Origin of the sequence: Mariprofundus sp. EBB-1, assembly GCF_003665155.1 — a bacterium.
Lineage (GTDB): Bacteria > Pseudomonadota > Zetaproteobacteria > Mariprofundales > Mariprofundaceae > Mariprofundus.
On the sequence record NZ_RCFQ01000024.1, the window covers coordinates 15,792 to 40,474 of the forward strand.

At 47.6% G+C, this 24,683-nt stretch carries 27 protein-coding genes; 16 read left to right on the top strand and 11 right to left on the bottom strand.

Going from position 1 to position 24,683, the window contains the following annotated elements:
- The 10 genes from D8Y20_RS09865 (at position 1) to D8Y20_RS09910 (ending at position 9,076) form a co-directional block, all read left to right on the top strand.
- Positions 1-570 (top strand): L-threonylcarbamoyladenylate synthase, encoded by a 570-nt coding sequence (locus D8Y20_RS09865; protein WP_236075387.1) that lies wholly within the window; start codon positions 1-3, stop codon positions 568-570.
- Between the two features lie 14 nt (positions 571-584).
- Positions 585-2,285 carry a cytochrome c biogenesis protein ResB gene (locus tag D8Y20_RS09870; protein ID WP_121543251.1) on the top strand — a complete coding sequence of 567 codons (1,701 nt, stop codon included), beginning with the start codon at positions 585-587 and terminating at the stop codon, positions 2,283-2,285.
- 11 nt (positions 2,286-2,296) lie between these two features.
- Positions 2,297-3,538, top strand: a complete 1,242-nt coding sequence (ccsB, locus tag D8Y20_RS09875) for a c-type cytochrome biogenesis protein CcsB (protein WP_121543253.1) — start codon at positions 2,297-2,299, stop codon at positions 3,536-3,538.
- Between the two features lie 97 nt (positions 3,539-3,635).
- On the top strand, positions 3,636-4,505 hold the full coding sequence (gene galU / locus D8Y20_RS09880; RefSeq protein WP_121543255.1) for a UTP--glucose-1-phosphate uridylyltransferase GalU: 870 nt from the start codon (positions 3,636-3,638) through the stop codon (positions 4,503-4,505).
- Positions 4,506-4,509: 4 nt separating this feature from the next.
- Complete coding sequence (tsaB, locus tag D8Y20_RS09885) at positions 4,510-5,160, top strand: tRNA (adenosine(37)-N6)-threonylcarbamoyltransferase complex dimerization subunit type 1 TsaB (RefSeq protein ID WP_121543257.1); 651 nt, start codon at positions 4,510-4,512, stop codon at positions 5,158-5,160.
- On the top strand, positions 5,153-5,629 hold the full coding sequence (locus D8Y20_RS09890; protein WP_121543259.1) for a low molecular weight protein-tyrosine-phosphatase: 477 nt from the start codon (positions 5,153-5,155) through the stop codon (positions 5,627-5,629). The genes tsaB and D8Y20_RS09890 overlap by 8 nt, the downstream gene beginning before the upstream one ends.
- Positions 5,630-5,740: 111 nt before the next feature.
- Positions 5,741-6,283 carry a DUF1697 domain-containing protein gene (locus D8Y20_RS09895; RefSeq protein WP_121543261.1) on the top strand — a complete coding sequence of 181 codons (543 nt, stop codon included), beginning with the start codon at positions 5,741-5,743 and terminating at the stop codon, positions 6,281-6,283.
- Positions 6,284-6,623: 340 nt separating this feature from the next.
- Positions 6,624-7,832 carry an acetylornithine transaminase gene (locus D8Y20_RS09900; protein WP_121543263.1) on the top strand — a complete coding sequence of 403 codons (1,209 nt, stop codon included), beginning with the start codon at positions 6,624-6,626 and terminating at the stop codon, positions 7,830-7,832.
- The gene (locus D8Y20_RS09905; protein ID WP_121543265.1) at positions 7,829-8,401 is read left to right on the top strand and encodes a transglutaminase family protein; all 573 of its coding nucleotides are present in this window, start codon (positions 7,829-7,831) and stop codon (positions 8,399-8,401) included. Before D8Y20_RS09900 ends, D8Y20_RS09905 begins: the two co-directional genes overlap by 4 nt.
- 63 nt (positions 8,402-8,464) lie before the next feature.
- On the top strand, positions 8,465-9,076 hold the full coding sequence (locus D8Y20_RS09910) for a DNA-3-methyladenine glycosylase I (protein ID WP_121543267.1): 612 nt from the start codon (positions 8,465-8,467) through the stop codon (positions 9,074-9,076).
- Positions 9,077-9,174: 98 nt separating this feature from the next.
- Here the strand turns inward: D8Y20_RS09910 and D8Y20_RS09915 are convergent, their stop codons facing one another.
- The 9 genes from D8Y20_RS09915 to xseB all read right to left on the bottom strand — a co-directional run bounded on the left by D8Y20_RS09915 (position 9,175) and on the right by xseB (position 17,000).
- Positions 9,175-9,906, bottom strand: coding sequence for a hypothetical protein (locus tag D8Y20_RS09915; RefSeq protein ID WP_121543269.1), 732 nt, complete (start codon positions 9,904-9,906; stop codon positions 9,175-9,177).
- A gap of 77 nt (positions 9,907-9,983) precedes the next feature.
- A complete protein-coding gene (locus D8Y20_RS09920; RefSeq protein ID WP_121543271.1) occupies positions 9,984-10,859 on the bottom strand; it encodes a hypothetical protein in 876 nt (291 codons plus the stop codon).
- A gap of 123 nt (positions 10,860-10,982) precedes the next feature.
- A complete protein-coding gene (locus D8Y20_RS09925; protein WP_236075388.1) occupies positions 10,983-11,228 on the bottom strand; it encodes a hypothetical protein in 246 nt (81 codons plus the stop codon).
- 98 nt (positions 11,229-11,326) lie between these two features.
- Complete coding sequence (locus tag D8Y20_RS09930; protein WP_121543273.1) at positions 11,327-12,631, bottom strand: type II toxin-antitoxin system HipA family toxin; 1,305 nt, start codon at positions 12,629-12,631, stop codon at positions 11,327-11,329.
- A complete protein-coding gene (locus D8Y20_RS09935; protein WP_121543275.1) occupies positions 12,628-12,978 on the bottom strand; it encodes a helix-turn-helix domain-containing protein in 351 nt (116 codons plus the stop codon). The genes D8Y20_RS09930 and D8Y20_RS09935 overlap by 4 nt, the downstream gene beginning before the upstream one ends.
- 241 nt (positions 12,979-13,219) lie before the next feature.
- Complete coding sequence (locus D8Y20_RS09940; protein WP_121543277.1) at positions 13,220-13,972, bottom strand: TlyA family RNA methyltransferase; 753 nt, start codon at positions 13,970-13,972, stop codon at positions 13,220-13,222.
- Between the two features lie 10 nt (positions 13,973-13,982).
- Positions 13,983-15,827 (bottom strand): 1-deoxy-D-xylulose-5-phosphate synthase, encoded by a 1,845-nt coding sequence (dxs, locus tag D8Y20_RS09945; protein WP_370050680.1) that lies wholly within the window; start codon positions 15,825-15,827, stop codon positions 13,983-13,985.
- Positions 15,828-15,835: 8 nt separating this feature from the next.
- Positions 15,836-16,786 (bottom strand): polyprenyl synthetase family protein, encoded by a 951-nt coding sequence (locus D8Y20_RS09950; protein ID WP_121543281.1) that lies wholly within the window; start codon positions 16,784-16,786, stop codon positions 15,836-15,838.
- A gap of 1 nt (position 16,787) precedes the next feature.
- Entirely contained in the window at positions 16,788-17,000 is a 213-nt protein-coding gene (gene xseB, locus D8Y20_RS09955; protein ID WP_121543283.1) for an exodeoxyribonuclease VII small subunit, read from the bottom strand.
- Positions 17,001-17,098: 98 nt separating this feature from the next.
- On the opposite strand from xseB, the gene lipB reads away from it, so the two are divergent.
- Both lipB and D8Y20_RS09965 read left to right on the top strand, forming a co-directional pair.
- Positions 17,099-17,716: a lipoyl(octanoyl) transferase LipB gene (gene lipB, locus D8Y20_RS09960; protein ID WP_121543285.1), complete on the top strand. Its 618-nt coding sequence runs from the start codon at positions 17,099-17,101 to the stop codon at positions 17,714-17,716.
- An 8-nt stretch (positions 17,717-17,724) separates the two neighbouring features.
- Positions 17,725-18,840, top strand: coding sequence for a carbohydrate porin (locus tag D8Y20_RS09965; protein ID WP_121543287.1), 1,116 nt, complete (start codon positions 17,725-17,727; stop codon positions 18,838-18,840).
- Positions 18,841-18,847: 7 nt separating this feature from the next.
- Here D8Y20_RS09965 and D8Y20_RS09970 read toward each other — a convergent pair whose 3' ends face one another.
- On the bottom strand, positions 18,848-19,282 hold the full coding sequence (locus D8Y20_RS09970; protein WP_121543289.1) for a PGPGW domain-containing protein: 435 nt from the start codon (positions 19,280-19,282) through the stop codon (positions 18,848-18,850).
- A gap of 187 nt (positions 19,283-19,469) precedes the next feature.
- Between D8Y20_RS09970 and D8Y20_RS09975 the strand changes: the two genes are divergently transcribed.
- From D8Y20_RS09975 to D8Y20_RS09985, 3 genes are read left to right on the top strand one after another with little or no spacing between them, the layout of a single operon-like run.
- Positions 19,470-21,014: a flagellar hook-length control protein FliK gene (locus D8Y20_RS09975; RefSeq protein WP_161957618.1), complete on the top strand. Its 1,545-nt coding sequence runs from the start codon at positions 19,470-19,472 to the stop codon at positions 21,012-21,014.
- Between the two features lie 9 nt (positions 21,015-21,023).
- The gene (locus D8Y20_RS09980) at positions 21,024-21,695 is read left to right on the top strand and encodes a flagellar hook assembly protein FlgD (RefSeq protein ID WP_121543293.1); all 672 of its coding nucleotides are present in this window, start codon (positions 21,024-21,026) and stop codon (positions 21,693-21,695) included.
- A 36-nt stretch (positions 21,696-21,731) separates the two neighbouring features.
- Entirely contained in the window at positions 21,732-23,462 is a 1,731-nt protein-coding gene (locus tag D8Y20_RS09985; RefSeq protein ID WP_121543295.1) for a flagellar hook protein FlgE, read from the top strand.
- 80 nt (positions 23,463-23,542) lie between these two features.
- On the opposite strand, the gene D8Y20_RS09990 is transcribed toward D8Y20_RS09985, so the two are convergent.
- Positions 23,543-24,088, bottom strand: coding sequence for an NAD(P)H-dependent oxidoreductase (locus D8Y20_RS09990; RefSeq protein ID WP_121543297.1), 546 nt, complete (start codon positions 24,086-24,088; stop codon positions 23,543-23,545).
- 344 nt (positions 24,089-24,432) lie between these two features.
- On the opposite strand from D8Y20_RS09990, the gene D8Y20_RS09995 reads away from it, so the two are divergent.
- The gene (locus tag D8Y20_RS09995) at positions 24,433-24,636 is read left to right on the top strand and encodes a SlyX family protein (RefSeq protein WP_121543299.1); all 204 of its coding nucleotides are present in this window, start codon (positions 24,433-24,435) and stop codon (positions 24,634-24,636) included.
- Positions 24,637-24,683 lie beyond the last annotated feature (47 nt).

Consider the following 24,683-nt stretch of genomic DNA (forward strand, 5'->3'; position numbering starts at 1 on the left):
TTGACCAATGTTGTGAGTGTGCGTAACAGGCTTCGTGCTTTGCGTATCACTCGGATACTCCGGCAGGGTGGTTGTATTGCGCATGCCACTGCCACGTTACCGGGTATTGCCGCGAATCCAAATAGCAAACTAGGTGTTAGACAACTTCAGCGTTTCAAACAACGACAAGGGCCATTTTTACTGCTGGCTGATTCTATTGAAACAGCCTTGCGGCAGGCGCGTTATATTTCACCGGTCTTACGTAAAACGGCGCGTTCATGCTGGCCGGGGCCGGTGACATTGATTATTCCGGCCAAACCCGGACTGCATTCCGCATGCTATAAAAACGCCAGTTTGGCTATTCGTGTAGATGCATCTGAGACAACCAGAGTGCTGGCTAAAGCTTGTGGCGGTCTATTGTTGTCGTCCAGCTTGAATCGAAAAAAGAAAAAAACCTATAAACCTGATCGCAAAACAGAGCTACGATTTTCCACTTTTTTGAGTGCCAGACTTACCTGTGATCAAAGTTCGGGAAAAGCCTCAAAAATCATGCGTGTATGGCGTAATCATTGCACTGTGCTTAGAGCATGACGTGGCAGGATTGAATGGCTAACATGCCGCCCATGCAATCACTTCCTGAACTATTAAAAAAACTGTGGCAACGATTAGGTTCGATGTCACTGGCTATTATCTTACTAATGATATTGGCCATTGCCTCTGTTATTGGCACGGTGTTGTTACAAAATCAGAACCAGACAGATTATCTGCAACAATTTGGGCCATTATGGTATTGGGTATTTCGCTCGCTTGGTCTGTTCGATATGTATCATACCTGGTGGTTTATTACGCTACTTGGTTTTCTGATGGTTTCACTTTCATCCTGTTTGTGGCGCAATGTGCCAAAATTTACAAAAGAGATGCGCGCACGAAAAGGAACAATCAGTGCACGTGCTCTGGCTCGAATGAAACTGCAAGAGCAATGGCCGTTAACATCCGATATATCCATTGATTCCTTGCAAGAGACATTTCGTAGCCGCTTGTATGGCTGGGAATTCAAACAGACTGAAGAGAACGGCGTACATTATGTTCGGGCTGATAAGGGGCGTTTTCAAAAAGTAGGTTATATCAGCGTGCATTCAGCAATGTTGATTATTTTGATTGGTGGCTGGATGAGTGTGGAGTTTGGTTTCCGTGGTAATATGGCTGTGCCAGAAGGAGCCAAGGGTCATACGATTGAATTTTTAAAGGGAACGGATACAGCGACGTTGGATATGCCTTTTGAGGTGCGTTGTAACTCTTTTGTAATTGACTTTTTTCCAACAGGTGCACCTAAAGAGTTTCGTAGTAATTTAACCATTATTGATGATGGTAAAGAAGTGCTGACAACCGACATTATTGTCAATGAGCCACTATTGTATAAAGATGTCTATATCTATCAGGCCAGCTTTGGTGATGGCGGTTCTGATATCACGTTCAAACTATATAATATGGATGGAACGGCGGAGACACGTACAGCTAAAACAAGTGTCTATAAGAGCTGGACGGATGAAAAAACAGGCATAACGCTTAAGGTGACGGATTTTAAACCTTATAATGTTGAAAATATGGCAAACCCTGGTGAGCCGGTAAACTTTAAAGATCTCGGGCCATCTGTGATCTATGAAATTCGTGGGCCGGGTCTGAAACCCGCTAAGATTAAAGCGTATATGAATCCATTTTTTGATATTAAAGGTAAAAATATGGGATCATGGTTGCAGGTTTCTTTATCCGGTGATAAAGCTGATTTTCAGTCGGTGGGACTGGGGCTTGATTTAACCAACCCGCAAGAGTGGAAACTGTTTCATGCGTTTATGAGCCATCTCAGCACTACGGATGTTACGCAAGAGAAAACGAAACGCATGCGCTCAGCCTTTAAAATGGCAATGCAGGATGTGTTTGGTGATGAACGGCCTGAAAACTTTCAGGAGATGGCAGTACGCACCATGGAAGCAATGCAGACTTTGCCTCAAATTCCATGGCCATATATTCCAATGCTGGATGATTACACTCACGTATATTATACCGGTTTACAGTTGGCTAAAGACCCGGGCATGAATGTGGTTTGGGTTGGTAGTGGTATTCTGGTGATTGGCTTGTGTATTATGTTTTATATGCCACATCGTAAACTGTGGTTGGTGATACGACCTGAAAATGATGGAATAACCGTAGTTTTTGCAGGTTTAACCAATCGAAATCATATGGCATTTAAACAAACGTTTAATGATTTGTTCACGCAGTTTGATCAAGATTTCAAGCCTAAGATTTAAGGAGTAACTATATGACTAGCAGTACAGCTGAAATATCTTTTTATAGTAGTATGAATGGGGGTCGCATCGCTCTGATGCGTTTTTACGCCTATATTGGCTTGGCGCTCGGCATAGCAGGACTGGCTATGTATGGGCAGAGTGGTTACAACGAAGACGCATTCCTTTATCAGATTCTCAGTATGCAGGGGTTAATCTGGGGCGGAACAGGCGCGCTGTTAGGCAGTGGTGTGGCGATGATTGTATCAGCCATGAAACCGGCCATGTTACAGGGTAAAGTTGCAGGTAATACTGTGCCATGGTTTGATGGCATGTTATTGATGGTTACATTGGCTGTGATCGCAGCTCAATTTGAACCAGCACGTGAATTTATTACCTATGAAGATCAGTCCAATCTGTTGGCACCAAGCATTGTAATGACGATGAACATGCTGTTGGTCTTTTCTGCGGTGACCTATATTGCATATCTGTTTGCTCCTGCTGAATTTATAGGCCGTTTGGCAACGGGAACCGCCTATTTGGGTATTTTCGCTGCCGGTACTGCTCTGCTGTTACGTTGGCATGAGTCCTATCTGTTTGATATGGAAATTGGGCATGCTCCGGTTTCTAATCTGTACGAAGTGTTTATTTTCATGTTTATTATCACCGCTGCTGTCTATCTCTCGTTTGAACGCCGTTATAATGCTCGGGCAATGGGTGCGTTTGTGATGTCGATAGTTGCTGCGGGTGTGTTCTTTGGTATCTGGCTGGATTCTGTAGGTCAGGGGCTGATTAAACCATTGGTGCCGGCTCTGCAGTCATACTGGATGAAAATTCATGTGCCTATGAACTTTGTTGGTTATGGTTCGTTCGCTGTAGCCTGTGGTGCAGGCATGGCTTATCTGGTGCGTTACAGGCTGGAAGCCAAAGGTGGTACTGCTAAAGTGTTGGCCGTCTTCCCGAGTCTGGAGCAGCTGGATCAACTGGCATATAAAGCTGTAGCGGTAGGTTTTCCGGCCTTTACGCTGGCAACTATACTTGGCGCTGCTTGGGCTGCTGAAGCATGGGGTGGTTACTGGTCCTGGGATCCTAAAGAGACATGGGCTTTGATAGTCTGGTTGGTTTACGGTGCATATCTGCATGCGCGTGTATCACATGGTTGGCATGGTAAGGCGCTGGCCTGGTGGGCAGTAGCCGGCTTCCTGGTAACAGTATTCTGTTTCCTGGGTGTAAATATGTATCTTTCAGGTCTTCATTCATACGGTCGTCTCACTTGATTTAAAACCATGCTATACTGTCGGCGGCGTTAAGTTATAATCCGCTTTGATTGGAGAGAGAGGCTGAGCATTTTTTGCTTCTTAGGGGCTATCTATCATGAGACCATTACGTAAAATTATTTTTCCAGCCGCAGGCATGGGCACGCGTTTTTTGCCCGCGACAAAAGCTAGCCCTAAGGAAATGTTGACCATCGTTGATAAGCCATTGATTCAATACGGCGTTGAAGAAGCGCTGGCTGCAGGCATGGATAATATTATCATGGTTACCGGTCGTGGTAAGCGAGCGATTGAAGATCATTTTGATATTTCTGCTGAGCTTGAAGCGAACCTTAAAAGAGCAGGAAAAAGTAAATTATACAAAGAAGTGTCGCGTATTGCGCGTATGGCCGAAGTGGTTTATGTGCGCCAAAAACAAGCCAAAGGCTTGGGTCATGCGGTGCTGTGTGCGGAGCACTGGATTGCTGATGAAGCCTTTGGTGTACATCTTGCGGATGAATTGATCGTGCATGAAAAGCCTGCCATGCAGCAATTGGCTGAGGTGTATCATAAAACCGGACATTCGGTGGTCGGTTTGATTCAGGTGCCGGCTGATCAGGTTTACAAGTATGGTATTGTTGCTTATGAGGCGGAAGGTCACGGTTTACTGCGCTTGACTGACATGGTGGAAAAACCATCTATTGAAGATGCACCATCACATATGGCTATCGTGGGGCGTTATATTTTTACGCCGCGTTTGATGGAGATATTAAAGGATGTTCAACCGGGCTCAGGTGGTGAAATTCAGCTGACAGATGCTATGGCAATACTTGCAAAGGAAGAGCCAGTGCATGGTGTTGTGCTTGAGGGTCAGCGGTTTGATGCAGGCCATCCTGAAGGTTTTTTGGTGGCGAATGCACTCCTTGGTTTGCAGCATGAAGCATATGGGCCGGCGCTGCGCGAGGCATTAAAAACCTATCTGTGTGAGTGATGGAATGAATATTCTCTCCCTTGATACTGCGTGTGGAGATATATCTGCTGCTGTTATTAAAGACGGGCGTGTATATGTGTCGGAACCTGCAGAAAACACCAGCGGAAAAACGCGTTCAACCACTATTGTGCCTGTGCTTGAACAGTTGCTCAAAAAAGCAGGGCTGGAGTGGCATCAGTTGCATGCGCTGGCACTGGGGGCTGGCCCCGGCTCATTCACGGGCTTGCGTATTGCTGCAGCAACGCTGGCTGGAATCAATAGCGGTCTAAAATTACCGATTTATCATCTCTCTTCGTTGGCGATTACAGCCCGTCAGGCAGATGTGGATGGGCCTGTTTGGGTGCTTGAAGATGCCCGTGCAGGTGAAGCCTTTACCGGCTGTTATCAGCGTCAGCAGCAGCTCCATGCTGATAGCTGTATGACATGGGCTGATGTTGAAACACTGCCGCCAGCTCATTTCTGTTGTCATGGCGAACCTCCAGTCGCATTAGAGCACTGGACACGTCTGCCATTCTCGCTGGATCGAAGTGCGGCCCTAGCGATGGAGACAGAGCTGGTTTCTGCAGGTTTGAATGCAGATGAGGTGGATCTGCCGATTTACCCAACGCCGGTCTATTTACAATTGTCACAAGCGGAGAGAAACGCACATGCATGAGTCAAATAAAACCCGCGTACTGTTTGTATGTCTGGGTAATATTTGTCGCTCCCCATTGGCTGAAGTGGTGGTGAAATCCGTAGCAGAACAGCGATCAATAGATCAATATCACTTTGAATCTGCCGGTACGGGTGACTGGCATATTGGAAAGCCTGCTGATCCACGTTCTGCCGCCAAGGCACAAGAGAAGGGGTTGGATTTAAGTCGGCATAGCGCTCAACAAATCACCTCCCGTAACTGTAATAGCTGGGACTGGCTGATTGCCATGGATGCTGATAATCGCAGTAACCTGCTGCGCATGGGTGTGCCGGAATCACGTATTTTGATGATGCGCCAGTTCGAAAATAAGGACGACATCGCTGATGTACCCGACCCGTATTACGGTGGTGCTCATGGTTTTGAAGATGCCTACCAGATGCTTGTCGCCAACGCCGAAGCCCTTCTTGATCACCTGGAGCAACAATACTAAGCACTCTGATCTCAAGCGGGGCTGCTTAAAATGTGCAGTCCCATAGTCCCATATAAAACCCTTCTCTGCTGGTCAGGTTAAGCGGAACATTAGGGGCTTGAGGAGTATCCAATGAAATATATTTCCATACTCAGGGGAATCAATGTAAGTGGCCAGAAGAAGGTCTTGATGGCTGATCTGAAAAAACTGTATCACTCTCTGGGTTTTGAAGATGTCACTACGTATATTCAAAGTGGTAATGTTATTTTTCAATCATCAGGGATAGATAAGAATGATATAAAAGATACTATCGAACAGGCAATCACAGCTAAATATGGTTTTCATGTGCCTGTTATTATTCGGACCGAACAAGAGCTAATAGAAGTCTTTGATAATTGCCCCTATGAGGAGGCAAAAATTGAAACTAACGGTACGAAAATATTCGTCACCTTCTTGCAGTCAGAGCCTTCAAGAGAGAATCAGGAAACATTACAACAGTATGTAAAGGCACCGGAAAAGCTGACGATTCACGGAAGTGAAGTATATCTTTATTGCCCGAACGGTTATGGGAAAAGCAAGTTGTCGAATACATTTCTGGAAAACAAACTTGCTGTTTCGGCAACAACCAGAAATTGGAAAAGTATCATCAAACTATGCGAGTTATCAGGTCGGTGAAGCCGGGTCGAGTGTAAATATGGCATCTGAAATCGGTGTGGCAAGAATGCCCAGTCAGAAACCTTTCCATACAAAAAAACTTGACGCTCACTCCGCTGGCATAAATGATTCGCACATGAATTTCGTACAGACATCGCTGCGCATGAGCGTTCGTTTAAACTGTGCTACCGTTGCTATGCGACGTGCGCACGGTCTACCAGTCTGTGCTATAAAGAAAACGAACCGGGTTACGAATAACAACTAACCAGTTCTGATACGGGTTTCTTAAGGGTCACAGACAATGTCTGTGACCCTTTTTTTATGCCCTGAATTCAAGATTACAAATGCAATGGAGATCATCATGAACAATTATATCAATCCCTACCCTTCAGTCATGGTCGTAGCCAAACGTCCGGATATCACCTTTGTAAAAGGTAAAGGCTCATGGCTTTGGGACAGCAGAGACAAGACCTACCTTGATTTCGTCCAGGGCTGGGCGGTGAACTGCCTTGGCCACTCACCTGACATGCTGGTTGAAACCATCACCAGACAGGCCGGCAAGTTAATCCATGCCGGCCCCGGTTTCTTCAATGCACCGATGGTGCAGTTATCCGATGCATTGACGGCACACAGCTGTTTCGATCAGATCTTCTTCACCAACAGTGGTGCGGAAGCCAATGAAGGTGCCATTAAACTTGCCCGCAAGTGGGGCTCTATACACAAACAGGGCGCATTTGAGATTATTAGCCTGGAAAATGGTTTCCACGGCAGGACACTGGCCACGATGTCTGCATCCGGTAAAGCGGAGTGGGAAAACCTTTACGGCCCCAAACCCTCCGGCTTTATTAAAGTGCCGCGGAATGACATTGATGCCATCAAAAGTACCATCAATAAGAACACTGCTGCCATAATGCTGGAGCTGGTTCAGGGCGAATCCGGCGTACATCCGGCTTCGCTCGCCTATTTGCAGGCTTTAAGAAAACTGGCTGATGAACACAAGCTGCTGTTAATCTTTGATGAGGTGCAAACCGGCATGGGGCGGACAGGAACACTGTTTGCCTATGAGCAGAGCGGTGTAGAGCCGGATATCATGACACTGGGCAAAGGCCTGGGCGGTGGTATGCCGCTGGGAGCTATGGCGATTAAAAAGGAGATCGCCTGTTTCGAGCCGGGCGATCAGGGCGGCACATTCAACGGCAACCCGCTGGTGACAGCGGTTGGACAAACGGTATTGAATGCTATCCTCGCCCCCGGTTTTCTTGAGCATGTCAGCACAATGGGAGCACTATTGAGCGATGGCTTATATGAATTATCCGCCAAATATGGCCTGGGTGAAGTCAGAGGGTCGGGGCTTCTGCTTGCCATGGATACCGGAGAGTTTTCGGCAGTCGACGTAGTTAAACAGATGTTTGAGACGGGTGCTCTGATTAATGCACCCAGAGCACATACCCTGAGATTCATGCCTGCCCTGAATGTTCAGAAGCAAGACGTTGAGCAACTGTTACAGATGCTGGAGCAGGTTTTGATTGGCATGGTTGATAACCATGCAGGTAAAGGGGAAAAGGAATGAGTAGTTATCTTGAATCGAGTCGCTTTATTGACTGGCAGCAGTCTGAAGTTTTGGACAAGGCAAAAGAACTCGCTAAGAACAGGGAGGGGGTTGAAGAGATAGCCAAAGCCTGCTTTGAATTTGTCCGGGATGAGATCAAGCACAGCCGGGATTATGAAATGAACCCGGTCACCTGCGTTGCATCGGATGTATTGCAACACGGCACCGGTTACTGCTATGCCAAAAGCCACCTGCTGGCCGCCCTGCTCAGGGCCAATGGTATTCCGGCAGGGTTATGCTATCAGCGGCTGACCATTGATAACGACGAACCACCGTTCTGCCTGCATGGCCTGAATGCGGTCTGGCTGGAAGGTCACGGCTGGTTCCGTATCGATGCGCGGGGCAATAAGGCGGGTGTGGATGCTCAGTTCGGTCCGCCAGTCGAACAGCTCGCTTTTCCGATCATCAGCGAAGGCGAAGCCGACCTGCCCACTATTTACGCCGAACCATTGCCAGAAGTGGTCAAAGTGCTGATAAGCAGCAGGACATTTCAGGATGTGGCGGATAACCTGCCGGATATCGAACTGTAGGACGAAGCAGTATGAACGTTTAAAGTTCCTGCTTGGCTGACCCATGAGACAAGGAGCCGACATATGAGCGACACGATAGATGGCCCTGATGGGCAAGCACGGTGTAGCTGGTGCGCCGCTGTACCGGAGTTTCTTACCTATCACGATAGCGAATGGGGCTTTCCGGTTGATAATGATCAGCGTCTGTTCGAGAAGATCTGCCTGGAGAGTTTTCAGTCGGGTCTGAGCTGGCGCACCATACTCGCCAAACGCGAGAACTTTCGTGCCGCCTTCCACCATTTTGATTTCAACAAGGTCGCCTGTTTCAACGAGCACGATGTCGAACGTCTGCTACAAGATGCAGGCATTGTCCGCCATCGTGGCAAGATCGAAGCGACCATTAATAATGCCCAATGCGTGCAGGAACTTATCAAGCAGGAAGGCTCGCTGGCCGCCTTCGTTTGGTCTTATGAGCCCGAGCCCAAACAGCTTGCAGAGCCGCAAACCGCATCCACCTCAGCAGCATCGATTGCCCTTTCCAAAGAGCTGAAAAAACGCGGCTGGAAATTCGTCGGCCCGACCACCATCTATGCCTTCATGCAGGCGATGGGTATGATCAATGACCATGTGGGAGGCTGCGTAATCAGAATCCAAGTCGAAAATGCCCGTCAGAGTTTCACACGACCACGGAAATGACCGAGTTTAAGTGGAGTGGTTTCCTCAGCGGTTTCTAATTATTTAACGACCTGCACGAAGGGAGTGGGACGAAGAAGAAGCCCCTCTCGATGCTTTTGTTATTTTGGGTATTCGTTGTGCCATCTTGGGCTAGGTTCCACAGCCTTAATAAAATAATCAATAATATCCTTTGCTTGAACAAATGGAGATCCCACTTTAAATAACTCATGCCACAATGTAGGGATTTCTGGGCCTGATGATCGGCGGTCTTCCTTTTTCATATGAATAATTCTATCACGTACTTTTTTAAGCTTTTGGTAGCCTTGCCAGCTTTGGTTTCCTTTCGGAGATTTAAGTTCCAAAATTTCGGGTAGTATAGACGTTAACTTTTCATCTAAAGAAAGCCATCTTTCAATTTGAGTTTTATTCATAGTTTCCAATATGATTTCACTCTTTCGATGGCTGTGATATTCATAGTCGTCGGGGATGATCTCGTTTGCGAATGCTTCCAGAGCAGTAAACGCCATAACAACTGATTCCATTACTCTTTCAATATAATCAAATGCATCTGAATGAGATTCAAAACTGACCTCAGATCTTAATGAGCTATCTATTTTGGCATCTTTTCTTAACTCTTTCGCCTTTGCCCAAGATCGTTTAGAAATATTAAGACATAGTGCTGTTGCGTTAGGAAGGGCAATAGTTAAATGCTTTTTCTTTTTTATTGGAACTACTGATACGAAAGTAATCTGAGTCCCTTTAGGGATAGTCTTTCCTGTCCATGGATTTCTACAATCCTCTCCTACATGAATAATATTGTGCATGCGCCAATCATTTTCAGACTCTTTCATTTACTCTCCGAGCTTTCATAGCGACATAACGCCAAGCCAAGTGGCGCGCGTCAGCGCGTCTTTTCTTGCGCGCCTTGTTACGAGTTTTGGTGGTAAATAACTTTAAGCCGTTTATATAATTCATTACTTAAATTTCTCAATCCCTCTTCATTTGGGTAGTACTTTAATGCTCTATGGTGTCCTAAATCCGAAGGTATATCGTCAAGCGACTGGGTAATCGGAATAACCGTTTTGCCAAGAGTATGAGCAATGCCTGTCTCATACATTACGTTTGGATTTTTGCCAGTAAAATCTACTACAACAACCTTGGAGCAAAAAATCAAATCAAATACATCTTGTATGAAAGTTGAGTTATCCCAAATGTCATCAGCTCTCAGGCACTCAAGACTCATATATTCGGCTACTTGAGTTATTGCAGAGTAGGTGCCGTTAAAACCAGTATTAAATGGCATCATTACTGATATAAGTTTTTCATTTGGCTTTTTTGCAGGTACCTGAAATACACTTGGCTTGAATGTGATTACACGCTCTGTCGGGACTTCTTCAAATGAGGTTGAAATAAATTCCCCGTTTACAGGAAGCAGTCTAACAGTTCCGTTGGCTTGAACTGATATCGTTAGGTCGTTCGTTTTCAGTGATGAACTAATGGCATCTAATGCTTTATCACGATCAACTTTATCATCAAACAGAAAATGGTCAGGATGTAATAGATATTCTATGACCTTTATCATTTCGGGTGACGGCATATTATCAGAAGATTGTTTGTTATTTAATTCATCAAGAGCTTCCCTAACCCAAACCCTTCTTGTTGATCCGTCATGGACATAATCAAGATCTAAATCGACAAAGAACCTGGTCAAGTAAGATGAGCTTCTATAAGGGAAAAACTGAAATGGTGCATCACCACAGATCATTTCTGATATTTTTGCTATAGCTGCGGACCCGATCTGCATTCTATTTAACACTCCCCATTGCTGAACAAAACGATATTAGGCTTCGGTTTCTGAGGCGTCAAACGTAGTGCTTGTTTAGCAGAAGATATTTTGGGTGGATTAACTGGATATGTGGTGCCGGGCTTAGGCGGTTTGCAGGTATTCGACATTGCCTTTGGGGCTGTGGATGGGGGATTCGGTGATGCCGATGATCTCGGCACCAGGTAGTTCGGATTCTACCATGGCGGTGACGCGTTCTATGGCCCACTGACGCCATTTATCTTCACGCACTACACCACGATCAAGATGTTTAGGGTCGACTTCAAATTGAGGTTTGATCAGCGCCACAGACCAGCCACCTGTTTTGACGAACGGCCATGCACACGGCAATACCTTGGTCAGCGAGATGAATGAGGTATGGGCTTGCGTCTTGTTTCGCGCAAGCGGGATGGTGAGGCCTTAGTTTTCCAAGCCGATTCACGCTCGATTTAGAATGGGCTCAAGCGAAGCGTTTGCTGAATTTGGTTTTGAGTTAATTCGGGCACGCCCGCCTCATTCGCAAAGGTTTTCCACTGCGAGACAACAGCCTGCACTTCTTGGAGGATTTTTTCGGCTCTTCCTCGTTTCATTGAGGCTACCTTTGCACACGCCTTAAAATCGGCCATCGTAAAGGCGTCTCTTTTTCCGTTCATGCTCATTTGATGTTTTGCTGTCCAATTGCCTGCCGGATTGTAGCTGTAAGTGATATCAAAGGCTGGTGAGAGGCGCCATTGGCCGGATTTATTCATCAGAAAGGCGATGTTTTTGACGTGATCGTCCTGATTGCGGGCCACGATATTAAACACCATTCTACGAAACTGCTCCTCAATCACAGGCATGGACAAGTTCAGTTTGCGAATAGTCTGGAGTGCCTGCTCATAACTGTAGGCGCCCGCCATATTGAAATCGAAATGTGCCAGCGCACAAAGCGACTGCATGTGTAGCTTCTCTCCATTCTCCAAGCGGTCAAATCTTTTTGTCATAAAGTGAGATCTGTTGTTTTCTTCAAGCAGGCGGCATTCGCTGATATCAATGCCGCACTTTTTTGCCATGATGTAGTAGGCGTACTCGATCACGCCATAGCCTTTAGGGTCGTCCAGCTCTTTGTCCTTGTTGCCGTTTACGCCATCAAATTTAAGCAACCAGTACTCAAAACCACTATCTGCAGGTAGTTGCCCGGAGCGTACTTCATTGCTTATCGGATTCCAGGCGATGACAGCCTTGGCGCGGGCACCGCCTGCTGATGTGCCCACCTGTAGAATATCGGCCAATGCATTCGCCTTGGTATCATCAGAAAATGAGGTTTGCAGGCTGTTTCGATGGGTTAGAATGTCTGAAGCAAGTGTTACCAAATGCTTTACCTCTATCCGGTGACTGCGTGCGTATCTCGGCCCCAGTGCAGGAGAAAATTCCAATGCGCCCATGCCCCTTGCACCGGTATAGCAGAGACGTTCAATCGCATTGAACGAAGATGATTCGCGCCCCTGCGTGGCCAACCAGGCATCAATGAGGGCATTGCCAAATTTGTCCGGCAGCGCATCGGCCAGCAATCCAGGTAGCCCGTGAAATGTCTGTCTAGACAATGCCGGAAATTGATAAATTCGGTTGGATAGAGGCATGACGAGCGGAGATATTTCGATGCCACTGCGGGCAAAGGCAGGGTCATATTCAAAGGAGGCGACCTCATCACCATCATTTAGTGATACTGCACCAATAGTGCGGCCCCAGAGTTTGACTTCAGCAATGCTACTCATGACTCATCACCCCATTGCCAGGTATCGTTCGGTTGATCCGAGTCTTTTTTTGCTGACGCACGGCGGCGAGTTTTCCCTTTGAGTTTGAGCAGGTCCATTGGTCCTGCTTGAGCCTCCGGGATAGCGATATCCAGACTCGATAGTAGCTCCAGTACTCGAAAAATACGGACCACGCTCACCATCTGTGTCGATGCCCCTGCTTCAACGCGCTCAAGGGTGCGTTTACCAACGCCAGCCAGTTCGGCCAGTTTGACCTGAGTCAGGTGCAGCCTGAGACGGTGGTGAGTAATGCGGGCGCCTACTTCAGCCAGTATCGCTTCATCTGAAAGCTGCTTTGTTATTTTCATAGTCGTCACCTTTGACGAATAAGTCGCCATATTTATTATATGTCGTAATCTATGACGAGTTATATATTGCGGATGATATATTGTCAATTCGTAACTTACGGCGAAATAAGTTTATTAAACGAACCTAGTCGCAATATATGGCGAGTTGTTGGAATATGCTGCATTATAAGCTATGGGGTCTATTTAGGGTGATGGGCTGAAGCTCTGAGTGAATCAACGCTTCCTAGGGTTGACTATGAGCTCAGCCGGTTTTGTTTAGGCCCAGCAGATATTCCACATTGCCTTTGGGGCCGTGGATGGGGGATTCGGTGATGCCGATGATTTCTGCACCAGCCAGTTCGGATTCGACCATGGCGGTGACGCGGTCGATGGCCCACTGACGCCATTCATCTTCACGGACTACACCTTTGACCAGATGTTTGGGGTCAACTTCAAACTGGGGTTTGATCAGTGCCACGCACCAGCCACCAGCTTTCACAAATGGCCATGCGCATGGCAGTACCTTGGTCAGGGAGATAAATGAGGTATCAATCACCAGTGCATCAACAGGTTCCGGGATAAGGGTGGCAGTCAGTTTTCGTACATGTGTCTTTTCCAGATTAATCACACGTTCATCGTTCTGAAGTTTGTAGTGTAGCTGACTATGTCCGACATCAACGGCATATACTTTTTCTGCCCCATTCTGAAGGAGTACATCGGTAAAACCACCGGTGGAGGCGCCGACATCCAGACCGACAATGCCTTCGGCGCTAAAGGGGAATACCTCGATGGCTTTCTCAAGTTTCAGACCGCCGCGTGAGACATAACGAAGCACTTCGCGCACCTCGATTTCAGCATTTTCAGCGATTAAATTACCGGCTTTATCTGATTTCTGACCTGCAACATACACAAGACCAGCCATAATCAGGCGCTGGGCACGATCTTTGGATTCGGCCAGATCACGTGAAACCAGTAGGTGATCCAATCGCACTTTTTTGATTTTAGCTTTTGCCATAAAGAACGAATTAATTGCTACGCAGTTGCTTGAGAATACCTGCGGTATCGAGCTCCAGATCACGTAGAATTTCAGCCTGCGTTCCATGTGTAGGAAAGCTGTCTGGCATGGCGATGTGGATGAATTGACCACTCCAGCCGGATGAGAGGGCAAGGGCTGCAATTTGCTCACCAATGCCGCCCTGACGAATACCTTCTTCGATGACAACCAGTGGTTTACCTGACTGTAAATGGGCTAGAATTGTGGATTCATCAAGTGGTTTAATAAAACGAAGATTGAGCAGGGTAAAGGCGCGATCATCTTCATCATGCAGGATTTGCACCGCTTGTCGGGCATCTTCAACACGGCTACCAACAGCCAGGATCAAACCGTCGGATCCTTCTTCTAAGAGTTCAGCCTTGCCGATGCTTAAGGCTTCAGGTTCAGTGATTTTAACACCATAACCATTGCCACGTGGATAGCGAATGGCGACAGGGCCATCAATAGTTAAGGCAGTCGACAGCATGTGTTTAAGTTCCATTTCGTCTTTGGGAGCCATGATGGTCATATTCGGTAGGCTGCGCAGAAATGCGATATCAAACATACCGGTATGGGTGGCGCCATCAGCACCGACAATACCAGCGCGATCCATGCAGAAGGTGACGGGGAGATTCTGAATGCAGATATCGTGGATAATCTGATCAAACGCGCGCTGTAAAAAGGTGGAGTAGATGGCGACGAAAGGACGTTTTCCAGCCACGCACAAACCACCGGCAAAGGTTACCGCATGTTGTTCGGCGATACCGACATCAAAGCAACGTTCCGGATGCCGTCTGGCAAAACGTGTCAGGCCTGTGCCGCCCGGCATGGCGGCGGTGATGGCAACAATGCGGTCATCGGTGTCAGCTAAGTCAGCCAGCGTTTCAGCAAACACTTCGGTATAACTTGGTGGTGTGCCGGTGCTTTTGTTGGGTTTGCCCGTTTGGATATTGTAAGGGCCAAGGCCATGCCATGTTTCCGGATCTTCTTCGGCGGGAGAAAACCCCAAGCCTTTTTTAGTGATCGTATGAAGCAGGATCGGGCCATCAAGGTCTTTGCAATTTGTTAGTGTTGGTAAAAGGTGATTGAAATCGTGGCCATCAATCGGGCCGATATATCTGAAGCCCATCTCTTCAAACAGGGTGCCGGGCGTAATCATGCCTTTGACATGTTCTTCAACCCGCTTGGCTGCATCGAGTGCACCTGGCAGTTTATCGAGAATACGTTTGGCTGTGTCTTTTGCCTGGGTATAGGGTTTGCCGGTAATAATGCGCGCCAGATAAGAGGACATCGCACCGACATTCGGGGCAATCGACATTTCGTTGTCGTTGAGGATGACCAGCAGACGGTTGTTGCGCGCGCCAGCATGGTTGAGTGCCTCAAAAGCCATGCCGCCTGTTAACGCACCATCACCAATGACGGCAATGACGTGATTGTTTTCATGGTTGAGGTCGCGCCCGGCGGCCATGCCATATGCAGCAGAAATCGAAGTGGATGCGTGGCCTGCACCAAAGGGATCATGTTCGGATTCGGAACGTTTGGTGAAACCACAAAGACCACCATATTGACGAATCGTTGGCATACCGGAGAGACGGCCGGTGAGAATTTTGTGTGGATATGCCTGATGGCCTACGTCCCAGACGATTTTGTCTTGTGGTGAATTGAAGATGTAGTGCAGGGCAATGCTCAGCTCAACCACGCCTAGACCTGCGCCCAGATGGCCGCCAATAGGTGCCAGGGTTTCAATCAGATACTGCCGCATCTCTTTGGCAAGCTTTGGTAGTTGATCTTCATACATCGCTTTGAGATCAGCTGTATTATGAATTTTTTCCAGCATTGGGAATGTCACTGACCACGCTCCAGAATGTAATGCACCAGCGCCTGCAGGTGATCGGACTTGTTATTGTTTGCTGCTGTTGAGTCTGTTGATGTTTTTGCATCTGTTCTGTCCAAGGGTTCGCAGGCTGCGATGGCCAGTTCGTGCATTTCATTGGCCAGTTCACGGGCACGTTGCAAACCCAGTACAGATACATACGTTGCTTTGTTCTGAGCCTCATCCTTACCTGCGCTTTTACCTAATGCAACCGAACTGGCTGTAGTGTCGAGAATATCGTCGGCAATCTGGAACAGCAGGCCAACGGATTTACCATAGCGTGAACATGCTTGAAATTGTTTTTCACTGGCGTTGGCTAACAGTGCACCGGCTTCACAACACCAGCACAATAGCGCTCCGGTTTTGTGCAGATGAATGCGTTCTACAGTCAGTAGATCCATGCCTTCGCTATCACTTTCGGCCTGCATATCGAGCACCTGTCCCCCCACCATCCCCTGGCATCCAGATGCAAGGGCCAATGAATGAATAAGCTTGCAGCGTAAGTCACTGTCGATATTTGCGCTGGCTAGCAGTTCAAAAGCCAACGCCTGCAAGGCATCTGCGGCAAGAACAGCGGTCGCTTCATCAAACTGCTTGTGACATGTTGGATTGCCGCGTCTGAGGTCATCGTCATCCATGCATGGCAGATCATCGTGAATCAATGAATAGGTGTGAATGCATTCAATGGCCAGTGCGGCAGGCATGATTGTCTCAACACTAGGCAAGCCTGATTCCCTTCCACCACAGGTCTGATAACATTCGAGCAGTAGGGCGGGACGAATACGCTTGCCGCCAGCCAGCAGGCTGTAGCGCATGGCAGCAAGCAGAGCAGGGGCGACCACGGATGATCGTTCATCAAGCATGGATGCAAGAGCTTGATCCACATCGCTGGCATATGTTGAGAGAAATTGAGGTGCTTGCATGTTACTGATCTGTATCGCTATCCAGAATCTGTAAACGCTGTTCGGCCTGATCCAGCAGTGATTCGCAACGGCGGGATAGCTTCACGCCCTGTTCAAATGCAGCCACGCTCTCTTCTAGCGGTAATTCACCGGATTCAAGTTTATCAACCAGGGCCGTGAGTCCATCAAGTGCTTGTTCAAAGGAGAGTTCGGTGTCCTTGCTCTTATTACTCATAACTGGCATCTCCTAGCCTCTGGTGTGTTCGAGGGGTGCTGGATTCTAAGCTACGATCTTCCTTGGTCAATGCGAAGCCTTGAAGGTAAACTCGGCGGATGCATATACGTCACCATGACAGTCAAGATTACCCTGATTCCATTGCAGAACAGGAAGCACTGGTTGCCGATATTTTAGCCGGTAAAGCAGAGTCGAGTCTCATTTTCACACAGCATCCACCGGTATATACCATTGGCACCTCCGGTTCCGAACAGGATGTATTGCACCGGACTGTGGGTGGTGAACGCATTGATGTGTATGCCAGCGGTCGTGGTGGTGAAGTGACCTATCATGGGCCTGGGCAATTGATCTGTTATGTCATTGCAGATCTACGCAGGCATCAGGATTTGCATCAACATGTGCATCGTCTGGAGCAGATGATGATTAATACGCTGGCTGAATTTGGTGTGCAGGCCGGGCGTGATGAACGTGGTATTGGTGTTTGGGTGGATGGTAAAAAGATTGCTGCCATCGGTGTGCGATGTCGCAAATGGATCACATATCACGGCATTGCTCTGAATATTGATCCTGATTTAACACATTTTTCCGGTATTGTGGCATGTGGCATGACAGATAGCCCGGTGACTTCCATGCAAGCGCTTGGCATCGAAACTAATCGCCAAGCCGTTGAAGCAGTAATTACGCGTCATAGTTCAATATTTGATAAAGGATTATAGAGAATAATATGAAAAGCTATATCAAAAGAGTCAGTCTTTTTGCGTTGTGTGGATTATATCTGGGGGCAACACCAGCTACAGCAGAGGATATTTCTCCTGCTGTGATGGCTGAGCTCAGTTATGTCGCAGAAGCCGTACGTAATAATGGCGGTGGCGGTTTGCGTAAGGGCATGCGCTATGAAGCGGCTGGAACGCTGACCACTACGGTTGATACGGAAAAACTGGGTTGGTGGCCGGGTGGCACAGCCTATGTGGAGTTTATTGTGAATCACGGCAGTGACCCCAGTGCGGCATTGGTTGGTGATTTTCAGACGCTAAGCAATATTGCCGATGGTAATCGTACGCGCCTGCAGCAGCTATGGTTTGAGCAGAGTATGATGGATGGGGTGCTGTCCCTGTTGCTTGGCACCCATGACCTGAACTCCGAATTTGATGTCACAGAATATGGTGGGTTGTTTACCAACTCATCGTTTGGTATCGGGCCTGATATCAGCGGCAATGTAGCGACCTCTCTTTGGCCGGAGGCCGGTCTGGCGGCACGCATCGCGTTGCAGGTCGGAGAGCATGTGTCGTTGCACGTGGCCGGCTACGATGGTGACCCTGCCACACGCGGGCTGAAGGCATCTGAAGGTTATCTTTATATTGCTGAAGCAGCATACGTTGATGAAAATGCAGCCTATAAGGTGGGTGCATGGCGTCATAGCAAGGCACCAAGACAGGGTGGTGGACTCGGTTTGAGTGGCGCCTATCTGGTGGTGGATCAGCCGCTTTGGCAGTGGGATGAACGTGCTTTGGGCGCTTTTCTGCAACTGGGTTATGCTCAGCGCGGTGCTGAAAACATTAAGAATTATGTAGGAGCAGGCCTGCATGTCAGTGGGTTTATTCCAGGTCGTGGGGATGATGAAGCAGGGGTGGCTATGGCACGTGCAGATTTTTCAAAGGCCTACTTGCTGGCCAATAGGGGATTTAAAAAAAATGAAACCGTGTTTGAAATTACCTATCGTGCCCAGTTGACCGATTGGTTGGCAATTCAGCCGGCCTTCCAATATATCATATCACCATCAGGGGATCCGGCATTGAAGAACGCCAAGGTTGCTTTGATTCGAGTGGAAGCAGGGCTTTAATTCTGATCTACAGATCCGGGTGCAATAAGGCCGGGTAATTCTGCTTTTTACGCATGGTGTTGATGGTATTAAAAATAAGTGGTTTCCGAATGATCGCACACTCTAAGCGGTATTTGCCCGGATAATTCATAATCATTAAACCGAACAGTATGCTCAGTAAACCCTGTCCCGGGGTGAATAACATAATGATACCTGCCGTGAGTAGCAGTGCACCAAGCGTGTTTTTTATACAGGCGAGTAACAATCGAAGCACAGGGTGGCGTTGTTGATGCTCCTGACGCAGGCGCTGGTGTCCTGGTAGGGTGAAATAATCGACTGGAATACGCGCAAGAATCAATGGCATAGATGCAATACTGACGATAAACATAATGATTGAAGCAATAGCGATCCACCAGCCATAAGCGTGAAAAAAGATGATAATTTGATCCCATAGTTCAATCATTGTTGTATATCCTGATCATATTCATGAGGGCTCACTATGGTCATAGTTTATAGCCCGGCAAGTATGACCATGGTGGAAAGTTTTTCCTTGTTGGTGGAAAACATTTCCTTCCTTTTTGGTTTTTTATGCGTTAAGTGTTTGATTTTTAATGGTTTTATCCTTGGCATTCTTCCTGCTTAGGTATGGCATGATAGAACAAATAAATGGAACCGGCCTATCCGGCATTTCGGGTAAATCCACGAAGCACGGTAAGAATAGCTTGTTTGCTAAATTACTGGCCATGCTAGAGAAGAATGCTGAAACCTCTGGTAAGGGCAAAGGGCTTCAACTTAGTGCAGCTAATTCGGGTAAGGCCAAAGGTTTGCTTTCTTTGGCTGAGAAAACTGATCCTGTGTTGGCTGCGAAAAGTAAACTTCTATTGGCTTTGGCTACAAAAGAGAAAGCAGAGGGCAAAGAGAAGATAGATGAAAGTGCGACTCCTTTATTCGCAGCTCATGTGATTATTGATCAGGCATCCCAGACTAAAAAGAGCGATACAATTGGCAAGGTTTCACTGTTGATTGAGGGCCAAGTCACTGGACAGGCACATGGAAAAGTTGGAACGCAAGGTGCTGAAAAAGGTGCTGAGCCGGGAGCTGACAAAACGGCCTTCATTAAAGGTGCGGATAAGCTTGATCTGGGTAATAATGTGTTGAACGAGAAGGCTCAGGGCATGTCCGCTAAAGCAGATGGTATGCCTGTGTCTCAGTTTAATGGAGAGCTGGGCAAGCAGGTTCAGGCTTTGGATTCGGAATCAACACGCTTGGTTTCTGATAAAGTTGCTACTGATATCTCAGCTCTGGCGCAAAAGAGTCAAGGGGCTGAGCAGAGTGTTAAGGCAGCTTCACTCACAGGTATCGGGCAACTGGAGGCGAATGCACAGCCCACGTTGAATAAATCGGATAGTACAGATCGCGCAGGTCTAGAAGATAAAAAAGCTGATTTAATCGGCCTGGCTAAACAGGGATTGGGTGAAAAGAGTGTTGCGAAAACTCCTGCCGAGGTGATGGGAGCTGCTGTCGGTGCACACCTTCAACATGCTAAAGCAGTTCAGGCTCACCAGTCACAACAGGCTCAGCAGATCAATGCAAATGCTGTTGCATCCGGGGTGCAGGTCACAATGTCTGAAGCATCGTTGGGTGATTCAGGTTCACAGTTCTCGGATAATAAGGGTGGTCAAGGTACACAGGCATCCTCTTCCATGCTGGGCGATGTGAAGTCAACAGGCTCATCTTCATCTGCAAATGCGAATTTCCAGAGTTATTTGACCAGCAAAGCGGCACCGGTTTTGTCTGTCTTTGATAGCATGAACCATATCGCTCAGTCAGCCAAAAATGGTCAGACTCGTTTAGAGATTCAACTTGATCCAGCCAATCTCGGAAAAATACAAATTTCATTGCAAAGTGATGCATCTAAACATTTGCAGGTGCACATGATTGTGGACCAGAGCATGACACGTACAGCACTTGAACAGCAATTACCGCAATTAAGGACGGCATTGGCACAGCAGGGTTTTGATCTATCCGGTTTTTCCATGGATTCACAGGGTCAACAGGCATCATCAGGTGGTGATGGCCATGGAGCGCGATCACAAGCTGGAGCCAACCAACTGGAAAAAGTGATGGTTGACGGTTCCCTGCCAACACAGACACAACAGGCGATGACAGGTTCCGGCCTGAGCATCCGGGTTTAGGAGAGCTATATGTTAGCAACGAATATCAGCAGCACGAGCTCGGCTACAGCGACAACTACAACCAGACAGACCGATATCGGTCAGAAAGATATCTTTTTGAAGTTACTGGTTGCACAAATGGAAAATCAGGACCCTTTGAAACCTCAGGATGCCACACAGATGTCATCCCAGTTGGCGCAATTTAATATGGTAGAGCAACAGACACAGAGTAATAAATATCTCGAACAGATGGTTGCTGCCGGTGGTGGTGCTTCTTCTTCAGTCGCTCAGCCAGGCACTGGAGCCTCTTATCTGGGGCATTCAGTAACAGTGAATCAAAACCAGCTACTGTATGATGGTACAAACCAGAACTTTACGGCTGTGTTGGATGAACCTGCAACAGATGTGTTGGCCTTCGTCTTTGATGGTGCCGGTAACCCGGTTCGTACGATGCAGTTTAATAACCTTCCAGCTGGAGCTACTTCAATGGTTTGGGACGGTACTTTGGATTCCGGAGCTATTGCACCTCAAGGGAATTACAGCGTGCAGCTCTCGCCACTCAATATCAATGGTGCTGAAGTGGGGTATGCGATTCAGCGCACAGGACAGGTGGATGCGGTTCGATTTAACACAGCTGGCACAGAGTTAATGGTGGGTGGTGTCGCTACATCCATCGCAAATATCACAGAACTCCGTTTGTAATAGAACACAAACGGTAATAAACATAAGGAGTAAATCATGGGTATTTATAATGCACTATATATCGGCGCTTCCGGTCTATCATCGTTTGGTGAGGCTGTACGCGTAGTTGGTGATAATATTTCCAACGTCAACTCTCTGGGCTTTAAGAGCCAGAATGTAAACTTTTCAGATGTGCTTTCACAAACAGTGGGTGTATCCAGGTCTAATATTGCTAACCAGGTAGGTAATGGTGTGCGTATCGGGTCGATTACCCGTGATGCTGCGCAGGGGTCATTGCAGAACACCACCAGCCCTACAGATATGGCGATCAATGGTAACGGACTCTTTGCCATGCGCGATCCGGCCACAGGTCAGTTATCTTATACCCGAGCTGGTGCATTCATTCTGGATAAAGATTTTAATTTGATTGATGCACAGGGTAACGTGGTTCAAGGGTTTCCTGTGGATCAAGTGACCAACACGGCAAGTGGTAATGTTGGTGATATTACCTTCGCTAATCTGGCAGCTCAGGCGCAGGCAACCACTGCAGTCACTGCTGCGGTTACATTGGATTCCAATGCAACAGTGTTGGCTACCGGTACTGTGTTTGATCCGAATAATCCGGCCACATTCCATTATAAAACAGAAGTGAATGTGTTTGATTCTCTTGGTCAGACCCATGCTACGAGTTTGCAGTATACTAAAGTTGGCCAGGATTCTGCAGGCAATACCGTTTGGGACTGGCATGCTTCTGTTGATGGTGGCGACCTGGCCGGTGGTACAGCTGGTGTAGCTACACCCATTGGCGGTGGTTCAGCGGCAGCTTCAACCATAACGCCTGCAGTCGCTGCAGTTGCTGATACGACCAGTGGTGCATTCACAGTGGCTAGTACTGCTGCAGCAGCAGGTACTGCGGTTACAAACTTCCAGGCATCGGCAGTGGGTGCTACCTACAGCATTGCTTCTGATGGTGCTGGTTTAATTACTGTTACATCGAGTGTGGCCGGAGTCAGTGGTACGGGAACGTTTGCTGCTGGCGGCACTCAGGCAATCACCTTAAGTGATGGTACGATTGTTAGTGTTAATTATGGTGCTACCGATGTGGTTGGTACAGCTGGTACATTGGCAGCATCAACCGGTGGTACTGCTGCCGTTGCTGCTGTTGTTGCTGCAGTAGGTCCACAATCCATTGTGTTCGGACCTAACGGTGAGTTGGTGCAGGAAAATTCACCCGCTCTAACATTCAACTGGAGCGGTGCTGCTCCAAGTACTGTCTCTCTGGATTTTGGTAATGCTGCAGGTCAGGGAACCCTTTATCCCGTAAACCTAGCCGATGGAGGGCAGGGTGTTACAGGTACCGGTCTTGAAGCAACTGTGCAGGTGGCCGGCTCATTTGCGACCCGTCAGATGACACGTGACGGTTTTGCATCCGGCTTCCTTGATAAACTGGAAACAGATTCATCCGGTAAAATCTTTGGTGTATTCACCAATGGTCAGCGTCGTGGCCTGTATCAGGTGGCGCTAGCGAACTTTCCGAACGATGCGGTGTTAAATCATATCGGTAATAACCTGCTACAGGAAAGTATCGCATCAGGTACGCCGGTACTGGGTCTGCCTGGAGCCGGTGGTATGGGCACCATCTCACCATTCGCACTGGAGCAGTCCAATGTGGATCTGGCGGCGGAATTTGTGAAACTCATCATTATTCAGCGTGGTTATGAAGCCAACTCCAAAACCATTCTGACTACCGATCAGATGCTTTCATCGTTGATGCAAGTGAAACGTTAAACACCGCTTAATACTGTAGCGGCTTAAATCAACAGGCTGGAGGATAATCCTCCGGCCTGTTTTATTTGATATTGGAAAACTTAGTCGGCAATAATACGTGCAGCAGTTTCACTAAGATGCGCACCATAACTGCGTGCGGCGGCGAGGGCTGTATCACTGATGCCTGATGGCATGCCTTCATGATTGCCTGTACGGCCATAAGGTCCCCATTGCAGACCGCCATCGGCATAACCGGGTAATGATTTGGGAAATCCAATCACGATCATGCCGTGTTCGAGAAAGTTGGAATAGAGAGAAATCATGGTCTGCTCAACGCCGCCTCCGGCACCACCAAAACCGCCACCGGTAGCAAATACGCCGCCGACTTTGCCTTCCAGTGAACCATCCATCCATAGCTTTCCAGCCTGATCAATCAGCTTTTTCATCGGCCAGGCCATAGACCCCATATGCACAGACGTGCCAAAAAGAATGATGTCTGCATGGATAAGATCATCTAAACCCGTCTCTGCAGCACTCTTTAACACTATCTGCGCACCGCTCTGGCTGACATTTATGCCTGCTGCGATGGCTGAGGCCATTTTCTGTGTGTTGCCGTAATCGGAATGATAAGCAATGAGTACATTCATAATCTCTCTCCTGATGGAGTGAGGACTATATTCGCAGGCTGCGGGCTGTCTATCCGGGGCACTGCATTCGCATTAAAATACCCCCTGTTTTACGAACATGATTCAGTATTTTTCACCGTAAAATATGCAGAGGAAAAACAAGCAGCCATAAAGTATTAGAAAACTTTCTTCACGTTATTAATGTTTTGATTTTGCTTTGCGTAACTTTCCCCCAGGGGAGTCTCTCTTGCGCAAGCACAATTCACCTTCTGCGTCCTCAGCGGTAAACGCTTTTAAGTATTTTAATACGACTACGCTGCTATCCGGACGCTGCATTAGCGTGCTTTCTTGGTTAGTGTGCGCAGATGGAAGAACGATTGATTGAACTGGAAACAAAAATATCTTATCAGGATCATCTGATTAATGAATTGAATGATGTGGTGGTGCGTCAGCAGCAGCAGATTGATCAGCTTGAAAAACAGATGGTGCGTTTCGGTGATCACCTTAAACAAGCCAGCGGTTCAGGACTGGCCAGGCCCGATGAAGAAGTGCCGCCGCCGCATTATTAGCCGTTACGTTTCCGTTATCTTCATTGCATAGCTATAGTTGCAAAATC

What these genes read in the sequence shown, in the direction of transcription:
- D8Y20_RS09870 (WP_121543251.1), top strand. Translation starts at nt 585, where the DNA reads ATGGCTAACATGCCGCCCATGCAATCACTTCCTGAACTATTAAAAAAA.
- ccsB (WP_121543253.1), top strand. Translation starts at nt 2,297, where the DNA reads ATGACTAGCAGTACAGCTGAAATATCTTTTTATAGTAGTATGAATGGG.
- galU (WP_121543255.1), top strand. Translation starts at nt 3,636, where the DNA reads ATGAGACCATTACGTAAAATTATTTTTCCAGCCGCAGGCATGGGCACG.
- tsaB (WP_121543257.1), top strand. Translation starts at nt 4,510, where the DNA reads ATGAATATTCTCTCCCTTGATACTGCGTGTGGAGATATATCTGCTGCT.
- D8Y20_RS09890 (WP_121543259.1), top strand. Translation starts at nt 5,153, where the DNA reads ATGCATGAGTCAAATAAAACCCGCGTACTGTTTGTATGTCTGGGTAAT.
- D8Y20_RS09895 (WP_121543261.1), top strand. Translation starts at nt 5,741, where the DNA reads ATGAAATATATTTCCATACTCAGGGGAATCAATGTAAGTGGCCAGAAG.
- D8Y20_RS09900 (WP_121543263.1), top strand. Translation starts at nt 6,624, where the DNA reads ATGAACAATTATATCAATCCCTACCCTTCAGTCATGGTCGTAGCCAAA.
- D8Y20_RS09905 (WP_121543265.1), top strand. Translation starts at nt 7,829, where the DNA reads ATGAGTAGTTATCTTGAATCGAGTCGCTTTATTGACTGGCAGCAGTCT.
- D8Y20_RS09910 (WP_121543267.1), top strand. Translation starts at nt 8,465, where the DNA reads ATGAGCGACACGATAGATGGCCCTGATGGGCAAGCACGGTGTAGCTGG.
- D8Y20_RS09915 (WP_121543269.1), bottom strand. Translation starts at nt 9,906, where the DNA reads ATGAAAGAGTCTGAAAATGATTGGCGCATGCACAATATTATTCATGTA.
- D8Y20_RS09920 (WP_121543271.1), bottom strand. Translation starts at nt 10,859, where the DNA reads ATGCAGATCGGGTCCGCAGCTATAGCAAAAATATCAGAAATGATCTGT.
- D8Y20_RS09930 (WP_121543273.1), bottom strand. Translation starts at nt 12,631, where the DNA reads ATGAGTAGCATTGCTGAAGTCAAACTCTGGGGCCGCACTATTGGTGCA.
- D8Y20_RS09935 (WP_121543275.1), bottom strand. Translation starts at nt 12,978, where the DNA reads ATGAAAATAACAAAGCAGCTTTCAGATGAAGCGATACTGGCTGAAGTA.
- D8Y20_RS09940 (WP_121543277.1), bottom strand. Translation starts at nt 13,972, where the DNA reads ATGGCAAAAGCTAAAATCAAAAAAGTGCGATTGGATCACCTACTGGTT.
- dxs (WP_370050680.1), bottom strand. Translation starts at nt 15,827, where the DNA reads ATGCTGGAAAAAATTCATAATACAGCTGATCTCAAAGCGATGTATGAA.
- D8Y20_RS09950 (WP_121543281.1), bottom strand. Translation starts at nt 16,786, where the DNA reads ATGCAAGCACCTCAATTTCTCTCAACATATGCCAGCGATGTGGATCAA.
- xseB (WP_121543283.1), bottom strand. Translation starts at nt 17,000, where the DNA reads ATGAGTAATAAGAGCAAGGACACCGAACTCTCCTTTGAACAAGCACTT.
- lipB (WP_121543285.1), top strand. Translation starts at nt 17,099, where the DNA reads ATGCATATACGTCACCATGACAGTCAAGATTACCCTGATTCCATTGCA.
- D8Y20_RS09965 (WP_121543287.1), top strand. Translation starts at nt 17,725, where the DNA reads ATGAAAAGCTATATCAAAAGAGTCAGTCTTTTTGCGTTGTGTGGATTA.
- D8Y20_RS09970 (WP_121543289.1), bottom strand. Translation starts at nt 19,282, where the DNA reads ATGATTGAACTATGGGATCAAATTATCATCTTTTTTCACGCTTATGGC.
- D8Y20_RS09975 (WP_161957618.1), top strand. Translation starts at nt 19,470, where the DNA reads ATGATAGAACAAATAAATGGAACCGGCCTATCCGGCATTTCGGGTAAA.
- D8Y20_RS09980 (WP_121543293.1), top strand. Translation starts at nt 21,024, where the DNA reads ATGTTAGCAACGAATATCAGCAGCACGAGCTCGGCTACAGCGACAACT.
- D8Y20_RS09985 (WP_121543295.1), top strand. Translation starts at nt 21,732, where the DNA reads ATGGGTATTTATAATGCACTATATATCGGCGCTTCCGGTCTATCATCG.
- D8Y20_RS09990 (WP_121543297.1), bottom strand. Translation starts at nt 24,088, where the DNA reads ATGAATGTACTCATTGCTTATCATTCCGATTACGGCAACACACAGAAA.
- D8Y20_RS09995 (WP_121543299.1), top strand. Translation starts at nt 24,433, where the DNA reads ATGGAAGAACGATTGATTGAACTGGAAACAAAAATATCTTATCAGGAT.